This is a genomic window from Stenotrophomonas maltophilia, from assembly GCF_006974125.1.
Lineage (GTDB): Bacteria > Pseudomonadota > Gammaproteobacteria > Xanthomonadales > Xanthomonadaceae > Stenotrophomonas > Stenotrophomonas maltophilia_O.
This window is the reverse complement of sequence record NZ_CP037858.1, coordinates 1,377,033-1,396,495: the sequence shown is the minus strand read 5'-3', so window position 1 is coordinate 1,396,495 and position 19,463 is coordinate 1,377,033. Positions and strand designations below refer to the sequence as shown.

Below are 19,463 nucleotides of genomic sequence, written 5' to 3'. Positions count from 1 at the left end.
TCCTTGTGGAATCGTTGGCCTTCACAATAAACCGGTCGCGATGACTGGTCGCTTTCAAAGTTTTGAACGAACCGATTGATGAACTCTATCGATAAAAATCCATCGCCCCGCCTGCGCCAACAGCGCGCCGCCATCGACGGCGCCATGAGCCGCGACCGGGGCCGTTTGCTGGGGATGCTCTCGCGTTGCCAGGCCAAGCCACAGGATGCGGCGCTGGCCGCCACCTTCGAGCAGGCCTTGCAGGCGTCGGTGCAGCGCCGGCAGGTGCGGGCGCAACAGCAGCCGTCCATTACTCTGGACCCGCAGCTGCCGATTGCGCGTGAAGCCGACGCCATCATCGGGCTGATCCGCGACCATCAGGTGGTGGTGATTGCCGGTGAAACCGGCTCGGGCAAGACCACCCAGCTGCCGAAACTGTGCCTGGCCGCAGGCCGTGGCCAGGCCGGCATGATCGGCTGCACCCAACCGCGACGGATTGCCGCACGTGCGGTGGCCAGCCGCGTGGCGCAGGAACTGCAGAGCGAACTGGGCCAGCTGGTGGGCTACCAGGTGCGCTTCAACGACAAGGTCAGCGACGACAGCCGCATCAAGTTCATGACCGACGGCATCCTGCTGGCGGAAATCGCCAGTGACCGCTGGCTGTCGAACTACGACACGATCATCGTCGACGAGGCGCACGAACGCAGCCTCAACATCGATTTCCTGCTGGGCTACCTGAAGCAGCTGCTGCGCAAGCGCCCGGACCTGAAGCTGATCGTCACCTCGGCCACCATCGATACCGAACGCTTCGCCCAGCATTTCGACAATGCGCCGGTGATCAGCGTCGAAGGCCGTACCTACCCGGTGGAAGTGCGCTACCGCGCGCTGGAAGGCGAGGGCGAAGACCAGGGCGAACGCACCGTCAACGATGCCATCGTGTCGGCCATCGACGAGATCACCCGCCTGGATTCACGTGGCGACGTGCTGATCTTCCTGCCGGGCGAACGCGAGATCCGCGATGCGCACCAATCGCTGGAACGGCGCAAGTACCGCAACACCGAGGTGCTGCCGCTGTACGCGCGCCTGTCCAACCAGGACCAGGACCGGGTATTCAATCCCGGACCGAACCGGCGCATCGTGCTGGCCACCAACGTGGCGGAAACCTCGCTGACGGTGCCGCGCATCCGTTACGTGGTCGATCCGGGCTTCGCCCGCGTCAAGCGCTACAGCCCGCGCAACAAGCTGGACCGCCTGCACATCGAGCCGATCTCGCAGGCCAGCGCCAACCAGCGCAAGGGCCGCTGCGGTCGTATCGCCGAGGGCATCTGCTACCGCCTGTACGCCGAAGCCGATTTCCAGGCGCGGCCGGAGTTCACCGATCCGGAGATCCGCCGCTCCAGCCTGGCCGGGGTGATCCTGCGCATGCTGCAGCTGGGCCTGGGCCGCATCGAGGAATTCCCGTTCCTGGAAGCCCCGGACGAGCGTGCGGTGGCCGATGGCTGGCAGCAACTGACCGAACTGGGCGCGATCGACGCCGAACGGCGCATGACGACCATCGGCAAGCAGATGGCCCGCCTGCCGGTGGACGTGAAGCTGGCGCGCATGCTGGTGGCCGCGCAGGCCGCCGGCTGCCTGCGGCCGATGCTGGTGATCGCCTCGTTCCTGGGCATCCAGGACCCACGCGAACGCCCGCCCGAAGCGCGTGGTGCGGCCGACAGCGCGCATGCGCAGTTTGCCGATGGGCGTTCGGAATTCGTCGGCGTGCTGCGCCTGTGGGATGGCTACCGGCAGGCCCATGAAGACCTGACCCAGTCCAAGCTGCGCGACTGGTGCGGCCGCCACTTCCTCGGTTTCCTGCGCATGCGCGAGTGGCGTGAGCTGCACCGGCAGCTGCGGTTGCTGTGCGAAGAACTGGGCTGGAAGGAAGAGGCTGTCGATGCGTCGATGGCACCCTTGCTGGCCGGCAGCAGTGCGCCGGCCCCGGCGCGTGATGACGCAGCCGCGGTAAAGGCTACCCGCGGCCAGCTGCACCGCGCTGCACGCCTGGCCCGCGAAGGCAAAGCGGAGGCTGCACCCGCACCGGTGGCGGTGCGCGCGCAGAAGGAACAGGCGCCCGCCGGTGGCGGCTTCAGCGAACGTGCACGCGCTGCCGCCTACCAGACCCTGCACCGGGCGCTGGTGGCGGGCCTGCCGACGCAGATCGGCCACCGCACCGAGAAGGGCGATTTCCAGGCACCACGCCAGCGCCGCTTCCTGCCGTTCCCGGGTTCGGCGCTGTCCAAGCGGCCGCCGCCGTGGTTGCTGGTGGCCAACCTGCTGGACACGCAGAAGGTGTGGGGCATGACCCTGGCCGCCATCGAGCCGGACTGGGTGATCGCCGAGCTGCCGCACCTGCTGCTGCGCAAGCACTTCGACCCGCACTGGTCGCGCGCGCAGGGACAGGTGCTGGCGTCCGAGCAGATCAGCCTGTTCGGCCTGGTGCTGGCACCGAAGAAGCCGGTGCACTACGGCCGCATCGAGCCCGTTGAAGCGCACGACATCTTCGTGCGCCAGGCGCTGGTGACCGGCGAGATCAACACCCGCGCCAGCTTCGTGGCCGACAACCAGAAGGTGCTGGACCTGGCCCGCGAGGAAGAGGCCAAGCTGCGCCGTGCCGGCATCGTTGCCGACGAAGACTGGCAGGCACGCTGGTACCTGGACCGGGTGCCGCCGCAGATCCATTCGGCCGCGGGCCTGGATACCTGGTGGAAGGGACTGGCGCCGGAACAGCGCAAGACCCTGCACTGGTCGCTGGCAGACCTGCTGCCCGGCGAGGGCAGCGAGCAGGAGCGCTACCCGAAGTACCTGGCGCTGGGCCAGGCGCGCTTGCCGCTGCACTACCGCTTCGAGCCGGGCGCCGACGATGACGGCGTGACCCTGGATGTGCCGCTGCACCTGCTCAATGCACTGGACCCGGTGCAGCTGGGCTGGCTGGCACCTGGCTTCGTCGCCGACAAGGCGTCGGCGCTGATCCGCAGCCTGCCCAAGGCAATGCGCCGCAACTACGTGCCGGCCCCGGATTTCGGACGCGCGTTCTTCGAGGCGTTCCCGCAGCCCAGCGCCGATGCCATCACTGGCGAGCTGGCGCGTTTCCTGTCACGCGCAACCGGCGCCACGGTGACCGCGCTCGATTTCGAGCCGGGTTCGATCGAACCGCACCTGCACATGAACCTGCGCCTGCGCGACGAACAGGGCAAGGTGCTGGCCACTTCGCGCGATCTGGAAGCGCTGCGCGCGAAATTTGGTGGCCGTGCCGGCGATGCCTTCGCAGCGCGTGCCGGGCGCGAAATGGCGGCTGACGGCCTGCGCACGTTCCCGGCCACGCCGATTCCGCTGCAGGTACCCGGTGAAGCCGGCGTTCCGGCCTATCCGGCGCTGCTGGACGAGGGCGACAGCGTGGCGCTGCGCATCTTCGCCGATCGGCAGCAGGCACAGGAGGCACACCCGCTGGGCGTGCGCCGGCTGCTGGAGATTGCCCTGGCCGAGAAGGTCAAGCAGGCGCGCAAGCAGTTGCCGGTGGGCGCCAAGACCGGCCTGCTGTATGCCGCGATCGAATCGCAGGAACGCCTGCGTGGAGACCTGGTGGATGCGGCGATGAACGCGGTGCTGGCCGAAGGCCTGGAAGACATCCGCGATGCGGCAGCCTTCGAGCAACGCCGCGAGCATGCGGCCAAGACCCTGTTCGGCGAGGCGATGTCGCGGCTGAAACTGGCCGAGTCCATCCTGGCGCTGGTGGCGGAACTGAAGCCGATGCTGGAGGCGCCGTTGATGGGCTGGGCGCGCGGCAACCTGGACGACATGGAAGCGCAGCTGGCCGGGCTGATCCACCCCGGCTTCCTGCGCGATACGCCGGCCGATGCCCTTGCCCAGTACCCGCGTTACCTGAAGGCGATGATCCTGCGCACCGAGCGCGCCAAGCGTGATCCGCCGCGTGATCAGGTGCGCATGCTGGAACTGCACCCATTCCTGGAAGCGCTGGAGGTGGGCGAGCAGCAGGGCCTGCGCGATCGCCCGCAATGGCAGGCGCTGCGCTGGGATCTGGAAGAGCTGCGGGTGTCGCTGTTCGCGCAGGAGCTGGGCGCGCGCACCGGCATCTCCGCGAAGAAGCTGGCGCAGCGGGTGACCGCATTGCGCCAGGCCTCGTAACCCCCGGCCCGACCCCGCCGGACAATGACCGGCGGGGTGCGGTGGAATGTCATCCACGCGTGGCGTGGATCTACTACTTGGAGCGGCGCACCTTGGGCTGGCTGTTCACGCCGTCCACCTTCATGTACCACACGCCCATCACGCCAGGCTTGATGCTGACCTTGGGCGATTGCTTGCGCACACCGACCACGCTGGTGCTGTCGGTCTGCTCCCATTCCTGGCCATTGTCCAGCACGTAGACACGGCCCTTGCCGAAGCCACGGAACTCGCCCTGCAGTACGCCGGTAATCGGCTCGCTGCTGCCGAAACCGAAGAACCCACGGTTCTTCACGATCACTTCCTGGCGGCCCTGTTCGCGGGCTTCTTCGCGCACCGCCGCTACCGCCTGGGTCGTCGCTGCTTCGACCTTGCCCTGCAGCCAGCGGTTGAGCGTGGCCAGTTCCTGCGCGCTCAGCTTGTCCAGGCCGGCCGCCTTGAACTCGGTCGGCGACATCTGCTGCTGCAGGTCACCGTCCACCACGCGCTGGGCCAGCGCAGGTGCCGACAGGGACAGCAGCAGTGCGGCGCAGGCCAACAGCCGTGGGCGGAAACGCGGGGCGATCGAGGGCATGGCGGAACTCTCCTGGGTTTGCCCGCGAGTGTAGCGGCATGTCTTCATGCCGGGTGATGGTGGCCGCGGTGATTGTCCCTGAACGGCGCCGGCGCTAGTGTAGGAACCTCTGTCTTGCCTGCTCGATGCTGTGAACCGCGCTTCTGTCCCCGGCCTGGATGCCTTGTTGAACCGTCCCTCCGCAGCGGTGCTGCCCGCTCCGCTGCGCCAGGCCCTGCGCGAGCACTGGGAAGCACCGGACTGCGACCACCAGATGCGCGCCAGCTGGTCGGTGCTGGGCGATACCCTCGATGCGTTGTCGATGCTCTCGGCCGACGAAGGCGCGGTGGTCGCCGCGCTGTTGTTCGACCTTCCCGGCCTGCGCGCCAGCCTGGACCAGCTGCCGCTGGGCAACCACAAGGCGGCGGTGATCGGCCTGCTCGACGGCCAGGACGCCGCCGATCCGGTCTGGGCGCTGCATGCTGGCCGGGAGGCCGGGCGCAACAGCGAGGGCCTGCGCCGCCTGCTGCTGGCGATCATCCGCGACCTGCGCGTGGTGCCGATCCTGCTGGCCCGGCAGCTTGCGAAAATGCGCGCTGCCGACAAGCTGGACGACGAACAGCGCCGGGCGCTGGCACAGCTGACCCGCGACATCCACGCGCCGCTGGCCAACCGGTTGGGCATCTGGCAGCTGAAGTGGGAGCTGGAGGATCTGGCGTTCCGCCACCTGGAGCCGGAAACCTATCGCCGCATCGCGCGTGAAGTGGACGAAACCCGCGTGGCGCGCGAGCGTTACGTGCAGAACGTGAAGAAGCAGCTGTCGCGCGAGCTGGCCGCACAGGGCATCCATGCCGAAGTAAGTGGCCGCCCCAAGCACATCTACAGCATCTGGCGGAAGATGCAGAAGAAGCGGCTGGCGTTCGACCAGCTGTACGACATCCGCGCGGTGCGGGTGATGGTCGACGACGTGGCCGCCTGCTACGCCGCGCTGGGTGTGGTACATGCGCTGTGGGCGCCGGTGCCGAGCGAGTTCGACGATTACATCGCACGCCCGAAGGCCAACGACTACCGTTCGCTGCACACCGCCGTGGTCGGCCCGGAAGGGCGCACGATCGAAGTGCAGATCCGCACCCACGAGATGCATTCGCAGGCCGAGCTGGGCGTGGCCGCGCACTGGAAGTACAAGGAAGGCGGCAAGGGCGCGGAAAAGTCGTTCGATCGCAAGATCACCTGGATGCGCCAGCTGCTGGAGCAGGCACAGGACGGGCAGGGCAATGAGCTGGCCGGCGCACTCGACGCCGAGCTGACCGAGGACCGGGTCTATGCGCTCAGCCCGAAGGACGAGGTGCTGGACCTGCCACAGGGAGCCACGCCGCTTGATTTCGCCTACCAGGTACACACGATGGTGGGCCACCGCTGCCGTGGCGCCAAGGTCAATGGCCGCATCGTGCCGCTGACCTATCGCCTGCGCAGCGGCGATCGCGTCGAGATCCTCACCGGCAAGGAAGCCGACCCCCGCCGCGACTGGCTGATGCCGGCGCTGGGCTTCCTGGCCAGCAACCGCTCGCGCGAAAAGGTGCGCAGCTGGTTCCACAAGCTGGACCGCGCGCGCAACGTGCAGGCCGGGCGCGAACTGCTCGAGCGCGAGCTGAAGCGCCTGGGCCTGCAGCATTCGGATCTGGTGGTGGCGGCGAAGAAGTTCCACGCCGACAGCGTTGATGACCTCTACATCCAGGTGGCGCTGGGCGATACCGGCCCGAACCAGGTCAGCCGAACCCTGCTGGAAGCAGAACGCGCGGCCAGCCAGCCGGCCCCTGCGCCGACGCTTCCGCGCCCGACCGCCCGCCGCGAGAACCTGGGCAAGTCCAAGTTCACGGTGCAGGGCGTGGGCAACCTACTGGTGCAGCTGGCGCGCTGCTGCCAGCCGGTGGCCGGCGAACCGATCGTCGGCTACCTCACCCGTAGCCGCGGTGTCACCGTGCACCGGGCAGACTGTGCCGCGCTGGCCCGGCTGGCGGCCACCAGCCCGCAGCGCATCCTGCCGGTGGAATGGGGCCAGGCCGGGGGCGGCTACGAGGTGGACGTGGTGGTCGATGCGGTCGACCGACGCTGGCTGCTGAAGGACATCACCAACCTGATCGCCCAGGAAGACGCCTACGTGCTGGACATCCACAGTGACAACGTGCGCAACAGTGGCCGTGCCCATCTGCGCCTGCGGCTGAAGGTCAGCGACTACGACCAGCTGTCGAACCTGCTGGGCAAGCTGGACGCGCTGCCGGGCGTGAGCGAGGCACGTCGCCTCGGCTGAGCTTCACGCTGCCCCGGCTACCCTGCACGCATGGAACGCGAGCCCCCGCATCGCCCGCATGGCGCTGAACATCCTGCGCTGGATCGCGTCCGTCGCGAAGGCCGCTGGTGGTGGCTGCAGGCACGTCATGCGCGGCGGGTCTGGCGCTGGGCGCTGGTCGCGGCGCTGGCGGTGTTCGTGCTGCTGGTGCTGCTGCGCAAGCCGCTGGCCGACTGGTTCTGGGATGAGCCGCAGATCGAACAGCTGCTGGTCGAAGGTGATCGTGCGCTCGCCGCCGGCCGGCTGAGTGCGGCCGACGGCAGTGGTGCGCGGGAGCGCTACCAGGCGGTGCTGGCACTGGATGGTGATCGGCCGCAGGCCCGCCAGGGCCTTGCACGAACCGCAGCGGCGGCCCTGCAGCAGGCCCGCGACAAGCTGCAGCGCGACGATCTTGACGGCAGCGCGCAGTCACTGGCGCTGGCCCGCGAGCTGCAGGTGCCGCAGGGCGACGCCGACGCCGTGGCCCGGCAACTGCAGGCGCGGCGTAGCGCCGGCGCCGGTATAGGCGCGTTGCTGGCCCAGGCTCGCAACGCGTTCGCGGCCGGCCGGCTGGACGATGGCGACAGCAGTGCGTTGCCGCTGTTCCAGCGTATCCTGGCACTGCAGCCGGACAACCTGCCTGCTCTGGAGGGGCGCGAGGACGCACTGAGCGATCTGCTGCAGCACGCGCGCACGCTGGCCGGACGCGGGGAACTGGCTGAATCCGCTGCGACGTTGCAGCGCGCGCGCCTGTTCGACGCAGGCCACGCCGATCTGCCCGCCAGCCAGGAGGCACTGGCACGGGCGGTCGACGAGCGCTTGCGGCAGGCACAGCGCGCACTGAAACGACAGCAGCTGGAAGGTGCCGCAAAGGGGTTCCTGGCCGTGCTGGCGGTGGCGCCGGATGATCCCACTGCCCAGCGGGGCCGTGAGCAGGTGCTGCAGGCGGTGCTGGCGCGAAGCCAGGTCCAGGCCGACGATTTCCAGTTCGAGGCGGCGCAGCGTGATGCCGTGCTGGCGGAAGCGCTGGGCGCTTCGCAGGCGGCACAACAGCAACTGGCGCAGCGCCTGCAGCGTGCACGGCAGGCCCGTGGGGCACTGCAGCAGCCCGCGGTGGGCAACGCGCAGCGTGAACGCGAGCTGCGCGATCACCTGCGCCGGATCGAACGCGCCGAGCGCGCAGGGCAATGGATCAGCCCGCCGGGGCACAGCGCATTCGATGCCCTGCGCGAAGCACAGGCGCTGGCACCGCGCGATGCACGGGTGAAGGCCGCTGCCGCGCGCCTGCTGCCCGCCAGTCGCAGTTGCTTCGACGACAACCTGCGGCAGAACCGGGTGCAGGCTGCAGGTGCCTGCCTGCAGGCCTGGCAGACGCTGGCCCCCACCGCGGGTGGCCTGCCTGCGGCCCGCCAGCGCCTCGCGCAGCGTTGGCTTGCGATCGGCAGCGAGCGATTGGGCAACGGTGATGTCGCCTTTGCTGAACGTGCGCTCCAGCAGGCGGGCGAGCTTGGCGTTGGCACTTCCAGCAGTGAGTACCAGCAGTTGCGGCAGCGGCTGCGTGACATCGGGGTGTCGTCGCCCTGAGCCCGCCGCTGCCGGAGGGGCCGCTATAGTAGCCACCCCTCGCAACATCCCCACGGAGTGCCGATGACCGTCCTCGTTTCCGGAGCCACCAGCCAGATCGGCCGGTTCCTGCTGCCGCGCCTGGTGCAGGCGCATGGGCGTGTACAGGCGGTGAGCCGGCGACCGCAACCGGCACAGGACGGCGTGCATTGGCTGTGTGGGGATCTGGCGGCTGCGCTGGACAGCGTGCCGTCTCCGGAGTGGCAGGCCATTGCCAGCTTTGGCCCCCTTGAAGCATTGGCACAATGGTTGTCGCGGCAGACGGCGGCCCCGGCGCGGCAGGTCATCGCCACCAGTTCGATGAGCGTGCTGAGCAAGCAGCATTCCGAGCAGGCCGACGAACAGGACGTTGTGGCGATGCTGCAGCGGGGCGAGGCGGGCCTGATTGCGCAGGCCGAACGTCTTGGCATGGGGTGGACGATCCTGCGGCCAACCCTGATCTATGGGGCCGGCATCGACCGCAGCATCACCCCGATCGTGCAGCGTGCGCTGCGTCTGCGCCTGTTTCCGATACCGCTGGTGGGAGGCCTGCGTCAACCGGTGCATGCCGACGATATCGCCCGCACCGTGGTGGCCTGCATCGCCACCGGCGCAGCGTCGGCGCGGGTGCTGGAAATCGGCGGCGGCGAGCGCCTGCCGTACCACGCGATGTTCCGCCGCGTGCACGCCAGCCTGGCACAGCCAACATTGGCGCTGCCGTTGCCGGGCGGTGCACTGCGAGGCCTGGCTGCGGTGCTGCCGCGAGCGCGTGGTCCGGTGTCACGCCTGCAGCAGGATCTGATTGCGGACAACGGCCCGCTGCAGGCGCTGCTGGGCGTACATCCGCGGCCGTTCCAGCCTGACGCGGACACGTGGCGACCGATGAGCGCGGCCCAGGCCCTGCAGCGGATCGCTGCGCATCCCGGCAACGGCTAGCCAGCCACCGTATCCATCCGCCTGGGGGGCTCTGCTACCATCCCCCGGCCCTTGTTTCCGCGAGTACGTTCGATGCCTGACGCGCCATCCCGATCGGCCCCTGCCGAGCGCATTGGCGTCGCGCTGTGCACCTACAACGGTGCGCGCTACCTGCAGGCCCAGCTGGACAGCATCCTCGACCAGGATCTTCCGGTGAACGAAATCATGATCGGCGATGACGGTTCCAGCGACCAGACGCCGCAGCTGCTGCAGGCCTTCGTGCCGCGCGCACAGGCGCTTGGCATCCGTGTCGAGATCGTCCAGCACGCGCGCAATCTCGGCTATGTGCGCAATTTCGCCGACGCACTGATGCGTTGCCAGGCCGACATCCTGTTCCTGTGCGACCAGGATGATGTCTGGCATCCGGGGCGTGTCCGCAGCTACGTGGAGCGCTTCCACGCCGATCAGGGCCTGTTGCTGCTGCACAGCGATGCGCGGTTGGTGGACGCGCAGGGCGCGCCGCTGGGCCAGCGGCTGCTGGAGGTACTGGTGGTCCATCCGGCTGAAGTCGAGCTGGAACGCTCGGGCCTTGCGATCGACGCGATCCTGCTGCGCAACTTCATCACCGGTGCCACCTGTGCGCTGCGCCGTGGCCTGCTGGCCGAATCGCTGCCGGTCCCGCCGGGCTGGAGCCACGACGAATGGCTGGCGGTCCACGCATCGCTGCGTGGAGGATTGGACATGCTGGCCGAACCGACCATCGACTACCGGCAGCATGGCAACAACCAGATCGGTGCCAGTCGCCGCGGTTTCCTGCAACGCCTGCGCCATCTCGATCTGTTCGATTCGCAGGCACGCCAGCGCACGGCCCGGCGCCTGCTCGCCCTGGCCGATCTGCTGGGGCAGCGTGGCGTGGTGGTGGCGCCGGAGCGCTTCCAGGGACTCCACGCGCTCGCCTGGCGCATGGCGTGGTCGCGACTGCAGCTGTATCGCCGCGTGGATGTGCCGGCAGGCTGGATCGTCCATGATGCGCCGCGGTTGATCGCACGCCTGGCCAACGTCTGCCTGGCGGGGGGCGGCTGGAAAGGGGGCTGGGCAGCGCTTGCGGGCGCCTGGGCCGGGTGGCGGGCGCCGCGCGCTGCTTGAACTGCAGTGAAACCGCGGGCCATCGCCTGCCAGCCACCGCGGCGCCTGCGTTAGACTCGCCAGACCCTACCTGCCTGCATCCCCGTGCCCCGACGCTACGATTCCGACGACATCGACGATTTCGACGACGACGACCAGCAGGACGACAGCCCGCTGTGGCGGCGTCGCCTGATCACCTGGAGCATGGCTGCGGTCGCGTTGGGATTGGGCTTCCTGATCCCTTATACGCTGTACCTGAACCAACAGGTGACCCAGCGCTTCGGCGAACTTCGCTGGCAGATTCCGACCCGCGTGTACGCACGCCCGCTGGTGCTCACGCCGGGCAAGGCGATGGACGCGGCGACCCTGAAGACCGAGCTCGCCGCATCCGCCTACCGCGATGACGGGCAGGGCAAGGAGCCGGCCACCTATGCGGTGAACGGCGGGCGTTTCGTCATTTCCAGCCGTGGCTACAACGACGTGGATGGCCGCGTCGCACCGCGCCGGCTGGAACTGTCGCTGGCCGACGGTGCGGTCGCCTCGCTGCGTGACGCCGACAACCGCAAGGCGCTGAAGGCTGCGCGCCTGGACCCGGCACGTATTGCCACCCTGTACGGGCAGAAGCAGGAAGAACGCCGCCTGATCCGCATGGACGAGGCGCCGGACCTGCTGGTGACCGGCCTGCAGGCGGTGGAGGACAAGGACTTCAATCGTCACCACGGCATCGATCTGTCCGGCATTGCTCGCGCGGTGTGGGTGACGATCCGCTCCGGTGGCCAGAGCCGCCAGGGTGCTTCCACGTTGACCCAGCAGCTGGCCCGCAGCGGTCTGCTCGGGATCGGCAAGGAACAGACGGTCACCCGCAAGTTCAACGAAGTGCTGTACGCGCTGATCATGGAAGCGCGCTACGACAAGCGCACCATCTTCGAGGCCTATCTCAACCAGGTGTACCTGGGCCAGCGCGGCAGCCAGGCCATCCACGGCATGTCTTCCGGCGCCGAGTTCTGGTTCGGCCGTGACCTGCAGTCGCTGGAAACCGAGCAGATCGCGCTGCTGATCGGCCTGGTCAAGGGCCCGTCCTTCTACGACCCGCGGCGCAACCCGGAACGCGCGCTGGATCGCCGCAATTTCGTACTGGGCAAGCTGCACGAGGCGACGCTGATCGACGATGCCGAGTACCAGCGCGCGCTGAAGGCGCCGCTGGGCGTGCCCAAGACGCCGGGCCTGGTGGCAGCCAACCGCTTCCCGGCCTATGTGGACCTGGTTCGCCGCCAGCTCGGCCATGACTATCCGGAATCGGCGCTGCAGGGCGCCGGCCTGAGCGTGATGACCGGCATGTCGCCGTCCGCGCAGGCCTATGCCGAAGGCGCGGTGACCCGCACCATCAAGTCGCTGGAAAGCAAGCGCCGTCCCGAACTGCAGGCCGGCATGGTGCTGACCGACGTGCACAACGGTGACGTGCTGGCGGTGATCGGCAGCCGCGAGGTTTCCGAAGTCGGCTTCAACCGCGCGATCGAAGCACAGCGCCCGGTCGGCTCGCTGCTGAAGCCGTTCGTCTACCTGCTGGCGCTGGCGCAGCCGGATCGTTACTCGCTGGCCAGCTGGGTCGATGATTCACCGGTGACCGTGCAGCTCGGCCGCGGCCGCAACTGGAACCCCGGCAACGCGGACAACCGCAGCCACGGTACGGTGCGCCTGATCGATGCGTTGGCGCATTCCTACAACCAGGCCACGGTGCGCGTGGGCATGCAGGTCGGTCCCGAGCGCGTGACCCAGCTGATCCATGTGCTGGCCGGCATCAAGGCAGAGGCCAACCCTGCAGTGATCCTCGGCTCGACCGACCAGAGCCCGTACGCGATGGCGCAGCTGTACCAGTTCCTGGCGTCCGGTGGCGAGATCCAGCCGCTGCACGCGGTGCGTGGCGTGCTCGATCCGCAGGGCAAGCTGCTCAAACGTTACGACAAGACCCCGGCACCGGCGCAGGAGGGCGACTCGATTGCCGCCAACCTGATCAGTGTCGGCCTGCAGCAGGTGGTTGCCAGCGGCACCGCGCAGCGCTTGAACGCCGATGGCCTGGGCCGCCTGCAGCCCGCCGGCAAGACCGGTACCACCAACGATGGTCGCGACAGCTGGTATGCCGGTTACACGGGTGATCACCTGGCGGTGATCTGGATCGGCAACGACCAGAACGAGCAGGCCGGCCTGTACGGTGCCACCGGCGCGATGCGGGTCTGGTCGGGCATCTTCCAGCGCCTTCCCAGTGCGCCGCTGCGGGTCAGCAACAAGGGCCTGGATTGGCAGTCGGTGGCCGCCACCGGCCTCAACACGACTGATGAGGGCTGCCCGGGAGCGCGCCGCTTCCCGTTCGTGGTCGGCTATGCGCCGGCCTATGCTCCGTGTGCGCCGGCGGTGTCGCCGGACGGGCAGGGCGAGGCTGAAGGCGAGGGTGGTGGCTGGCGCAGCTGGTTCGGCCTGGACCGCAAGCCGGAACCGCCTGCCGAACCTGCTGCGGCGCCCGCCGCCACTCCTCCCCCGAGCCGATGATGCCGATGAACATGCGATCCCTGCTGCAGCCCCTGGCCCTGACCGGCCTCAGCCTGGCCCTGGCCGCCTGCGTGAGCAGTGCACCGCCGGTGATCAAACCGGTCGACACCACTACGCCGGCACAGCGCCTGGCGGCGGTGGATGCGGCCGCAGGTCCTGACGACAAGGAGCTGTCGGTGCAGCCGCTGCGTGATTCGCAGGTGGAAGACCTGCGGGTGACCGCGCTGGCGCAACGCCAGGCCAACGATCTGGCCGGTGCCGCCAGCAGCCTGGACCATGCGCTGGAGATCGTCGCTGGTGATCCGGCGGTGCTGCAGGAGCGTGCCGAGCTGGCGCTGCTGCAGGGGCAGTGGGCGCAGGCGGAGACGTTCGCACGCAAGGCGGTCGACCTGGGCTCGAAGACAGGGCCGCTGTGCCGCCGGCACTGGGCGACGATCGAGCAGTCGCGCCTGGCGCGGGGCGAGAAGGAGAATGCGGTGTCGGCGCATGCGCAGCTGGAAGGCTGCACGGTGCCTGGGATCAAGCGGTACTAGGTTTCCTGCCAACGGCGCAGCCCCTCGTGGCTGGCTGTTTGGCCGCGTGAAGCAAAAGCCGCGCTTGGCCGGGCGGGGTGGGTTCGCGGGGGACGCCGTGAACCCATCCATGGGGGCTTGGCCGCGGCATCCATGCCGCGGACACCCCCGCGAACCCACCCCGCCCGACCTCTGACAATTTCCGTGTGCGGCCAGCCACGGAAAAGAAAAAGAAAATCAAAAGCGGGTCGCGCGCTGCGCGCGCTCGCAGTAGTCCATCTTCTTTTCCCGTTCCTGCCACAGCTTCTGAGCTGCCAGTCGAGCAGGCTCGACGCTACGGAGCGCGTCCCTCCGTCACCGGGAAACTGTCGAAGGCGGGTCGGGAGGGGCAGGCAGGACCGTTGGCGCCATGGATGGCGCCATCGAGCCCCCAGGGATGGGTTTACGGCGTGTCCTGCCTGCCCCTCCCGACCCGCCCAGCACGTAGAAACCCAGAGCCATGAACCAAGCTGTTGCCGTTGCTTTTGCTGGTGCTCTGGCTTGAAACGGGTGCCGGGCAGCGCCCGGCCGGGTATCCTTTCCCTCTGATGTCCGACCTTGTCCATGCCAGCCGCGAAGCCCTCAGCGACGGCGGCGCGCTCGCCTCGCATCTGGACGCCTTCGTCCCGCGCCCGGCCCAGCTGCGCCTGACCGAAGCCATCGCCGACGCGATGCAGCAGCGCGATCTGCTGCTGGCCGAGGCCGGTACCGGCACCGGCAAGACCTTCGCCTATCTGGTGCCGGTGCTGCTGTCCGGGTTGCGCACCATCATTTCCACCGGTACCCGCGCGCTTCAGGACCAGCTCTACCACCGTGACCTGCCGCGCGTGCGCCAGGCGCTCGGTGTCGGCCTGCGCAGTGCGCTGCTGAAGGGACGCGCGAACTACCTGTGCCGTTATCGCCTGCAGCAGGCGCGGGGCGAGCCGCGGTTCTCCAGCCCTGAACAGGCGGCGCAGTTCCAGCGCATCCTGGCCTGGTCCGGTCGTTCCGAGTTCGGTGACATCGCCGAACTGGAAGGCGTGGCCGATGATTCGCCGCTGCTGCCGATGGTCACCTCCACCGTCGACAACTGCCTGGGTACCGACTGCCCGTTCTGGGATGACTGCTTCGTGGTGCGTGCGCGGCAGCGTGCGCAGGCCGCCGATGTGGTCGTGGTCAACCATCACCTGCTGCTGGCCGATCTGGCCCTGAAGCAGGACGGTTTCGGTGAACTGCTGCCGGGGGCCCAGGCCTTCGTCATCGACGAGGCACACCAGTTGCCCGAGCTGGCCGCGCAGTTCTTCGGCGAAGGTTTCGGCATGCGCCCGTGGCAGGAACTGGGCCGCGACTGCCTGGCCGAAGCGCGTGGCGTGGGAGGCGCGCAGTCGGCGCTGCAGGAACCGGTCGATCAGTTGCAGCAGTCGCTGTTGGCGCTGCGCTTGGCGATGGAGGGACTGCCGTCGCGTGGCACGCAATGGCGCGCGCTGGCGATGCCACAGGTGCGCGACGGATTCGATACGGTGATGGCGGGGTTGGTGACCCTGGAGCGGGCACTGCAGCCGCTGCGCGAAGCGGCAGCGGGCCTGGATGCCTGCCACGCGCGCGCGCGCGAGGCTGTCTCGCGACTCAGCCGCTGGCTGGGCGATGATGAGCCCACGCTCGACTTCGATACCGATCCAGCGGACACAGCCAGTGCCGCTGATGTGCTCTGGTACGAGCTCACGCCACGTGGTTTCCGCTGCCAGCGCACGCCGATGGATGTCTCTGGCCCGTTGCGTGAGCATCGCGAGCGCAGTCGCGCGGCATGGATCTTCACCTCGGCGACACTGACCGTGGGCGGTGGCTTCGACCACATCGCCACCCGCCTGGGCCTGGACGACCCGCATACGCTGGTCCAGCCGAGTCCATTCAATTGGCCCGAGCAGGCGCTGTGCTACCTGCCCGAAGGCCTGCCCGATCCGGCCGCACGTGGCTTCGGCACTGCGCTGATCCAGACCCTGCGGCCGGTGTTGCAGGCCTCGCACGGCAGGGCATTCCTGTTGTTCGCCTCGCACCGTGCATTGCGCGAGGCCGCCGAGGCACTGCGTGATGGGCCATGGCCGTTGTTCGTGCAGGGCGAGGCGCCGCGCGCGACGCTGCTGCAGCGCTTCCGCGAATCGGGCAATGGCGTGCTGCTGGGGTCGGCCAGTTTCCGCGAGGGCGTGGACGTGGTGGGTGAGGCGCTGAGCGTGGTGATGATCGACAAACTGCCGTTCGCGGCACCGGACGATCCGGTGTACGAGGCACGGCTGGAGGCGATCCGCAGCCAAGGCGGCAATCCGTTTCGCGATGAGCAGCTGCCGCAGGCGGTGATTGCGCTGAAACAGGGCGTCGGCCGCCTGATCCGCAGCGAGAGCGACCGTGGTGTGTTGGTGTTGTGCGACCCGCGCCTGCTCAACCGTGGCTATGGTCGGGTCTTCCTCGATTCACTGCCGCCGTTCCGCCGTACCCGCAGCCTGGCCGATGTGCAGGCCTTCTTTACGCCACAATGGGCGCCCGTGGCCGATGATGCGGCTGCCCCGGCCGCTGTTGCGACCGGCCCCGAGCCGGCGCCCGGTGCCACGTTCCCCCTGTTCTGACCCGATCCGATGAAACTGCTCGCCTTTGAAACCGCCACCGAAGCCTGTTCCGTTGCCCTGCATGTCGATGGGCAGGTGCTGGAACGCTTCGAGATCGCCCCGCGCCGGCATGCCGAACTGAGCCTGCCGTGGGCCGAGGCGCTGCTGGCCGACGCCGGCATCAGCCGCCGCCAGCTGGACGGCATTGCGCTCAGCCGCGGCCCCGGTGCGTTCACTGGCGTGCGCCTGGCGATCGCCATTGCCCAGGGCATCGCACTGGCTCTGGACCGCCCGCTGTTGCCGGTCTCGACGCTGCAGGTGCTGGCGCTGCGGGCACCGGCAGAAGAAACGCAGATCCTGTCGGCGATCGATGCACGGATGGGCGAGCTGTATGTCGCGCGCTTCGAGCGTGTGGACGGCCTGCCGGTGGCTCGTGATGCCGAACGCGTGTGCGCACCCGCTGCGGTTGCGCTGCCGGGAGGGATGTCGGCCTACGGTGTCGGCACCGGTTTCGGTGCAGCAGAGGGGGCACTGGTGGCCCAGCTGGGCAACGGCCTGCGCGGCTTTGATGCGACGGCGCTGCCGCGGGCATCGGATGTACTGGCACTGGCGGTGCCGGCGTTCGCTCGCGGCGAAGCCATTGCACCGGAGAAGGTCGAGCCGGCGTACCTGCGTGACAACGTGGCACTGACCCTGGCCGAGCAGCAGGCCGCGCGCGAGGCGAAGGCGAAGGCCAACGGCTGAGCCCCTCGTGGCGGAGGGCGAAAGCACAAGCCGTGGTTTGGCCGGGCGGGTGGGCTGCGCAGGGGGCGCTGCAAGTACGTCCATGTAAGCTCGGTCGCCGCATCCATGCGGCTCACGCCCCTGCGCAGCCCACCCGCCCGGCCTCTGACAGTTTCCGTGTGCGTCCGCCACGGAAAATCAAGAAAAGAAAATTCAAAGTCAAAAGCGGGTCGCTTCGCTCGCATCCACGCGTGGCGTGGATGTGTGTCGACCAAGGTCGACACCTACCAAAAGCGATGATGCGCCGCGATCTGTCGGAGGTGGGGCGGTGTCGGGTGGCGGGGTATCCGCGGCATGGATGCCGCGGCTAAGCCTACAGGGACGTACTTGCGGCGTCCCCGCCGCCCGACACCGCCCCGCCAAGCCCAGCATCCTGACCGCTGCTGTTGACGTTGATTTTGACGTTGCTCCAGCCTTGCAGCGGGTCCCGGGCCGCAGGCCCGGGCAACAAACCCCTACCGGTCGTCGTGCAGGGTGCCGCCCGGCAGGAACACCCACGTACGGGTAACCTGCAGGATGTCGATCTCATCCTCGGTCTTCGGCAACGGCGGGAACGGCTGCGCCAGCTTCACCACCCGCAGCGCCGCCTCATCCAGCAACGGCGTCCCGCTTGAACGCAGGATCCGGCTGTTCTCCACGCTGCCATCGCGGCGCACGCCCACGCTGATCACCACCTGGCCGCCGAGGCGGCGCTGCCGGGCCTCGTCCGGATAGTTCAGGTTGCCCACCTTCTCGGCACGGTCGACCCAGGCGCGCAGGTAATTGGCGTAGGCATACTCGCGCGTGCTGGCCGACACGAACTTGCGGTTCGGACGCTTGGCGTACTGCGCCGAGCGCAGATGCACTTCGGCAGCCAGCCGCGCCATCTCCACATCGCGCTGCTCGCGTGCGCTCAACGGCGCATCCGGTTCGGGCTGATCCGGCGTGGGGCGGGACTGTGCCTGCGCCACCACCTCTTCGCCATTGCGGCTGCTGACCACCCGTGCCTGTGGCGGTGGAACCGGCGCGGCCGATTGCTGCTGCTGTGGAACCGGGCTGATTCCGGACTGGGCCTGCGGCACGATGCCGGCCTGGTTGTCGCGCGGACGCTGCGCGCGGTCGTGCTCGCCACCCCCTTCCTGGTTGGCCGCAGCCAGGAAATCGGCCTGTTTCGGGGTCAGCGCGGTGCGGGTCTGGCTGAAGATCACTTCCAGCGTCGGCACCAGCGGCGCATCGCCCTTCACGGCGAAGCCCACGCCCAGGATCAGCAGGGCGTGGACCAGCACCGACAGCGCGATGGTTGCCCCCAGCCGTTGCGCTTCGCGCGGCGGCGGGGGCAGTACGGCAGGTGCGGACGGCATCAGCGCAGGCCGGCCTCGAGTGCGTCGAACAGGGTGCCGGCAATGTTCAGGCCGTACTGCGCATCCAGTTCGCGCACGCAGGTCGGGCTGGTCACGTTGACCTCGGTCAGGTAATCGCCGATCACGTCCAGGCCGACGAAGCGCATGCCGCGGCGCTTCATTTCCGGGCCGACCTGGGCGGCGATCCAGCGGTCGCGCTCGCTCAGCGGGCGGCCTTCGCCACGCCCGCCGGCGGCGAGGTTGCCGCGGAATTCATCACCCTGCGGGATGCGCGCCAGGCAGTAGTCGACCGGCTCGCCATCGACCAGCAGGATGCGCTTGTCGCCGGCGGTGATGTCCGGGATGAATTTCTGCGCCAGTGCCATCCTGCGGCCGCCGTCGGTCAGGGTTTCCAGGATGACGTTCAGGTTCGGGTCGCCCTGGCCGCTGCGGAAGATCGAGCGGCCACCCATGCCGTCCAGCGGCTTCAGCACGGCCTGGCCATGCGCCAGCGCGAAGGCCTTCAATGCCTTGGCGTCGCGGCTGACCAGGGTCGGCGGGCAGCACTGCGGGAACAGCAGGGCGGCCAGCTTCTCGTTGTAGTCGCGCAGGCCCTGCGGGTTGTTGACCACGCAGGCGCCGGCCGCTGCGGCCACGTCCAGCACCTGGGTGTCATAGATGTATTCGGCGTCGACCGGCGGGTCCTTGCGCATCAGCACGATCTGGCCGGGGCCGAATTCGGTGCGGCTGAACGCGCCCAGCTCGTACCAGCCGGCCGGGTCGTCGCGCACCTGCAATGGCGCGGTCTGGGCCACCGCCACGCCGCCCTCCAGGGCCAGGCCGCCCGGGCGCACGTAGTGCAGGGCATGGCCGCGGCGCTGGGCTTCCAGCAGCATGGCGAAGGTGGTGTCCTTGGCGATCTTGATGTGGGCGATGGGATCCATCACCACGATGACGTTCAACGGCATG

General features: G+C 68.7%; 12 protein-coding genes. 9 read left to right on the top strand and 3 right to left on the bottom strand.

Going from position 1 to position 19,463, the window contains the following annotated elements; translation table 11 throughout:
- Positions 1 to 78: 78 nt before the first annotated feature.
- Positions 79 to 4,164, top strand: coding sequence for an ATP-dependent RNA helicase HrpA (gene hrpA, locus EZ304_RS06385; protein WP_142806588.1), 4,086 nt, complete (start codon positions 79 to 81; stop codon positions 4,162 to 4,164).
- A gap of 73 nt (positions 4,165 to 4,237) precedes the next feature.
- On the opposite strand, the gene EZ304_RS06380 is transcribed toward hrpA, so the two are convergent.
- On the bottom strand, positions 4,238 to 4,774 hold the full coding sequence (locus EZ304_RS06380; RefSeq protein WP_142806587.1) for a hypothetical protein: 537 nt from the start codon (positions 4,772 to 4,774) through the stop codon (positions 4,238 to 4,240).
- A gap of 130 nt (positions 4,775 to 4,904) precedes the next feature.
- Here EZ304_RS06380 and EZ304_RS06375 point away from each other — a divergent pair, with 130 nt between their 5' ends.
- The 8 genes from EZ304_RS06375 (at position 4,905) to tsaB (ending at position 17,136) form a co-directional block, all read left to right on the top strand.
- Positions 4,905 to 7,061, top strand: coding sequence for a bifunctional (p)ppGpp synthetase/guanosine-3',5'-bis(diphosphate) 3'-pyrophosphohydrolase (locus EZ304_RS06375; protein WP_099551956.1), 2,157 nt, complete (start codon positions 4,905 to 4,907; stop codon positions 7,059 to 7,061).
- Between the two features lie 30 nt (positions 7,062 to 7,091).
- Complete coding sequence (locus EZ304_RS06370) at positions 7,092 to 8,663, top strand: hypothetical protein (protein ID WP_142806586.1); 1,572 nt, start codon at positions 7,092 to 7,094, stop codon at positions 8,661 to 8,663.
- A 63-nt stretch (positions 8,664 to 8,726) separates the two neighbouring features.
- Complete coding sequence (locus EZ304_RS06365) at positions 8,727 to 9,617, top strand: SDR family oxidoreductase (RefSeq protein ID WP_142806585.1); 891 nt, start codon at positions 8,727 to 8,729, stop codon at positions 9,615 to 9,617.
- A 72-nt stretch (positions 9,618 to 9,689) separates the two neighbouring features.
- Entirely contained in the window at positions 9,690 to 10,742 is a 1,053-nt protein-coding gene (locus tag EZ304_RS06360; protein WP_142806584.1) for a glycosyltransferase family 2 protein, read from the top strand.
- An 84-nt stretch (positions 10,743 to 10,826) separates the two neighbouring features.
- The gene (mrcB, locus tag EZ304_RS06355) at positions 10,827 to 13,265 is read left to right on the top strand and encodes a penicillin-binding protein 1B (protein WP_142806583.1); all 2,439 of its coding nucleotides are present in this window, start codon (positions 10,827 to 10,829) and stop codon (positions 13,263 to 13,265) included.
- Positions 13,262 to 13,798, top strand: coding sequence for a hypothetical protein (locus EZ304_RS06350; protein ID WP_142806582.1), 537 nt, complete (start codon positions 13,262 to 13,264; stop codon positions 13,796 to 13,798). Before mrcB ends, EZ304_RS06350 begins: the two co-directional genes overlap by 4 nt.
- Before the next feature lie 566 nt (positions 13,799 to 14,364).
- Positions 14,365 to 16,413, top strand: coding sequence for an ATP-dependent DNA helicase (locus tag EZ304_RS06340; RefSeq protein ID WP_142806581.1), 2,049 nt, complete (start codon positions 14,365 to 14,367; stop codon positions 16,411 to 16,413).
- 9 nt (positions 16,414 to 16,422) lie between these two features.
- Complete coding sequence (tsaB, locus tag EZ304_RS06335) at positions 16,423 to 17,136, top strand: tRNA (adenosine(37)-N6)-threonylcarbamoyltransferase complex dimerization subunit type 1 TsaB (protein WP_142806580.1); 714 nt, start codon at positions 16,423 to 16,425, stop codon at positions 17,134 to 17,136.
- A 494-nt stretch (positions 17,137 to 17,630) separates the two neighbouring features.
- Here the strand turns inward: tsaB and EZ304_RS06330 are convergent, their stop codons facing one another.
- Together EZ304_RS06330 and gshB are read right to left on the bottom strand one after the other, a co-directional pair.
- Entirely contained in the window at positions 17,631 to 18,515 is an 885-nt protein-coding gene (locus tag EZ304_RS06330; RefSeq protein WP_142806579.1) for an energy transducer TonB family protein, read from the bottom strand.
- Positions 18,515 to 19,462, bottom strand: coding sequence for a glutathione synthase (gshB, locus tag EZ304_RS06325; RefSeq protein WP_099552038.1), 948 nt, complete (start codon positions 19,460 to 19,462; stop codon positions 18,515 to 18,517). Before gshB ends, EZ304_RS06330 begins: the two co-directional genes overlap by 1 nt.
- Position 19,463: the final 1 nt, after the last annotated feature.

Coding starts and splice junctions, on each gene's coding strand:
- EZ304_RS06380 (WP_142806587.1), bottom strand. CDS start 4,774: ATGCCCTCGATCGCCCCGCGTTTCCGCCCACGGCTGTTGGCCTGCGCC.
- EZ304_RS06340 (WP_142806581.1), top strand. CDS start 14,365: ATGTCCGACCTTGTCCATGCCAGCCGCGAAGCCCTCAGCGACGGCGGC.
- EZ304_RS06360 (WP_142806584.1), top strand. CDS start 9,690: ATGCCTGACGCGCCATCCCGATCGGCCCCTGCCGAGCGCATTGGCGTC.
- EZ304_RS06365 (WP_142806585.1), top strand. CDS start 8,727: ATGACCGTCCTCGTTTCCGGAGCCACCAGCCAGATCGGCCGGTTCCTG.
- gshB (WP_099552038.1), bottom strand. CDS start 19,462: ATGCCGTTGAACGTCATCGTGGTGATGGATCCCATCGCCCACATCAAG.
- EZ304_RS06330 (WP_142806579.1), bottom strand. CDS start 18,515: ATGCCGTCCGCACCTGCCGTACTGCCCCCGCCGCCGCGCGAAGCGCAA.
- hrpA (WP_142806588.1), top strand. CDS start 79: ATGAACTCTATCGATAAAAATCCATCGCCCCGCCTGCGCCAACAGCGC.
- EZ304_RS06350 (WP_142806582.1), top strand. CDS start 13,262: ATGATGCCGATGAACATGCGATCCCTGCTGCAGCCCCTGGCCCTGACC.
- EZ304_RS06370 (WP_142806586.1), top strand. CDS start 7,092: ATGGAACGCGAGCCCCCGCATCGCCCGCATGGCGCTGAACATCCTGCG.
- tsaB (WP_142806580.1), top strand. CDS start 16,423: ATGAAACTGCTCGCCTTTGAAACCGCCACCGAAGCCTGTTCCGTTGCC.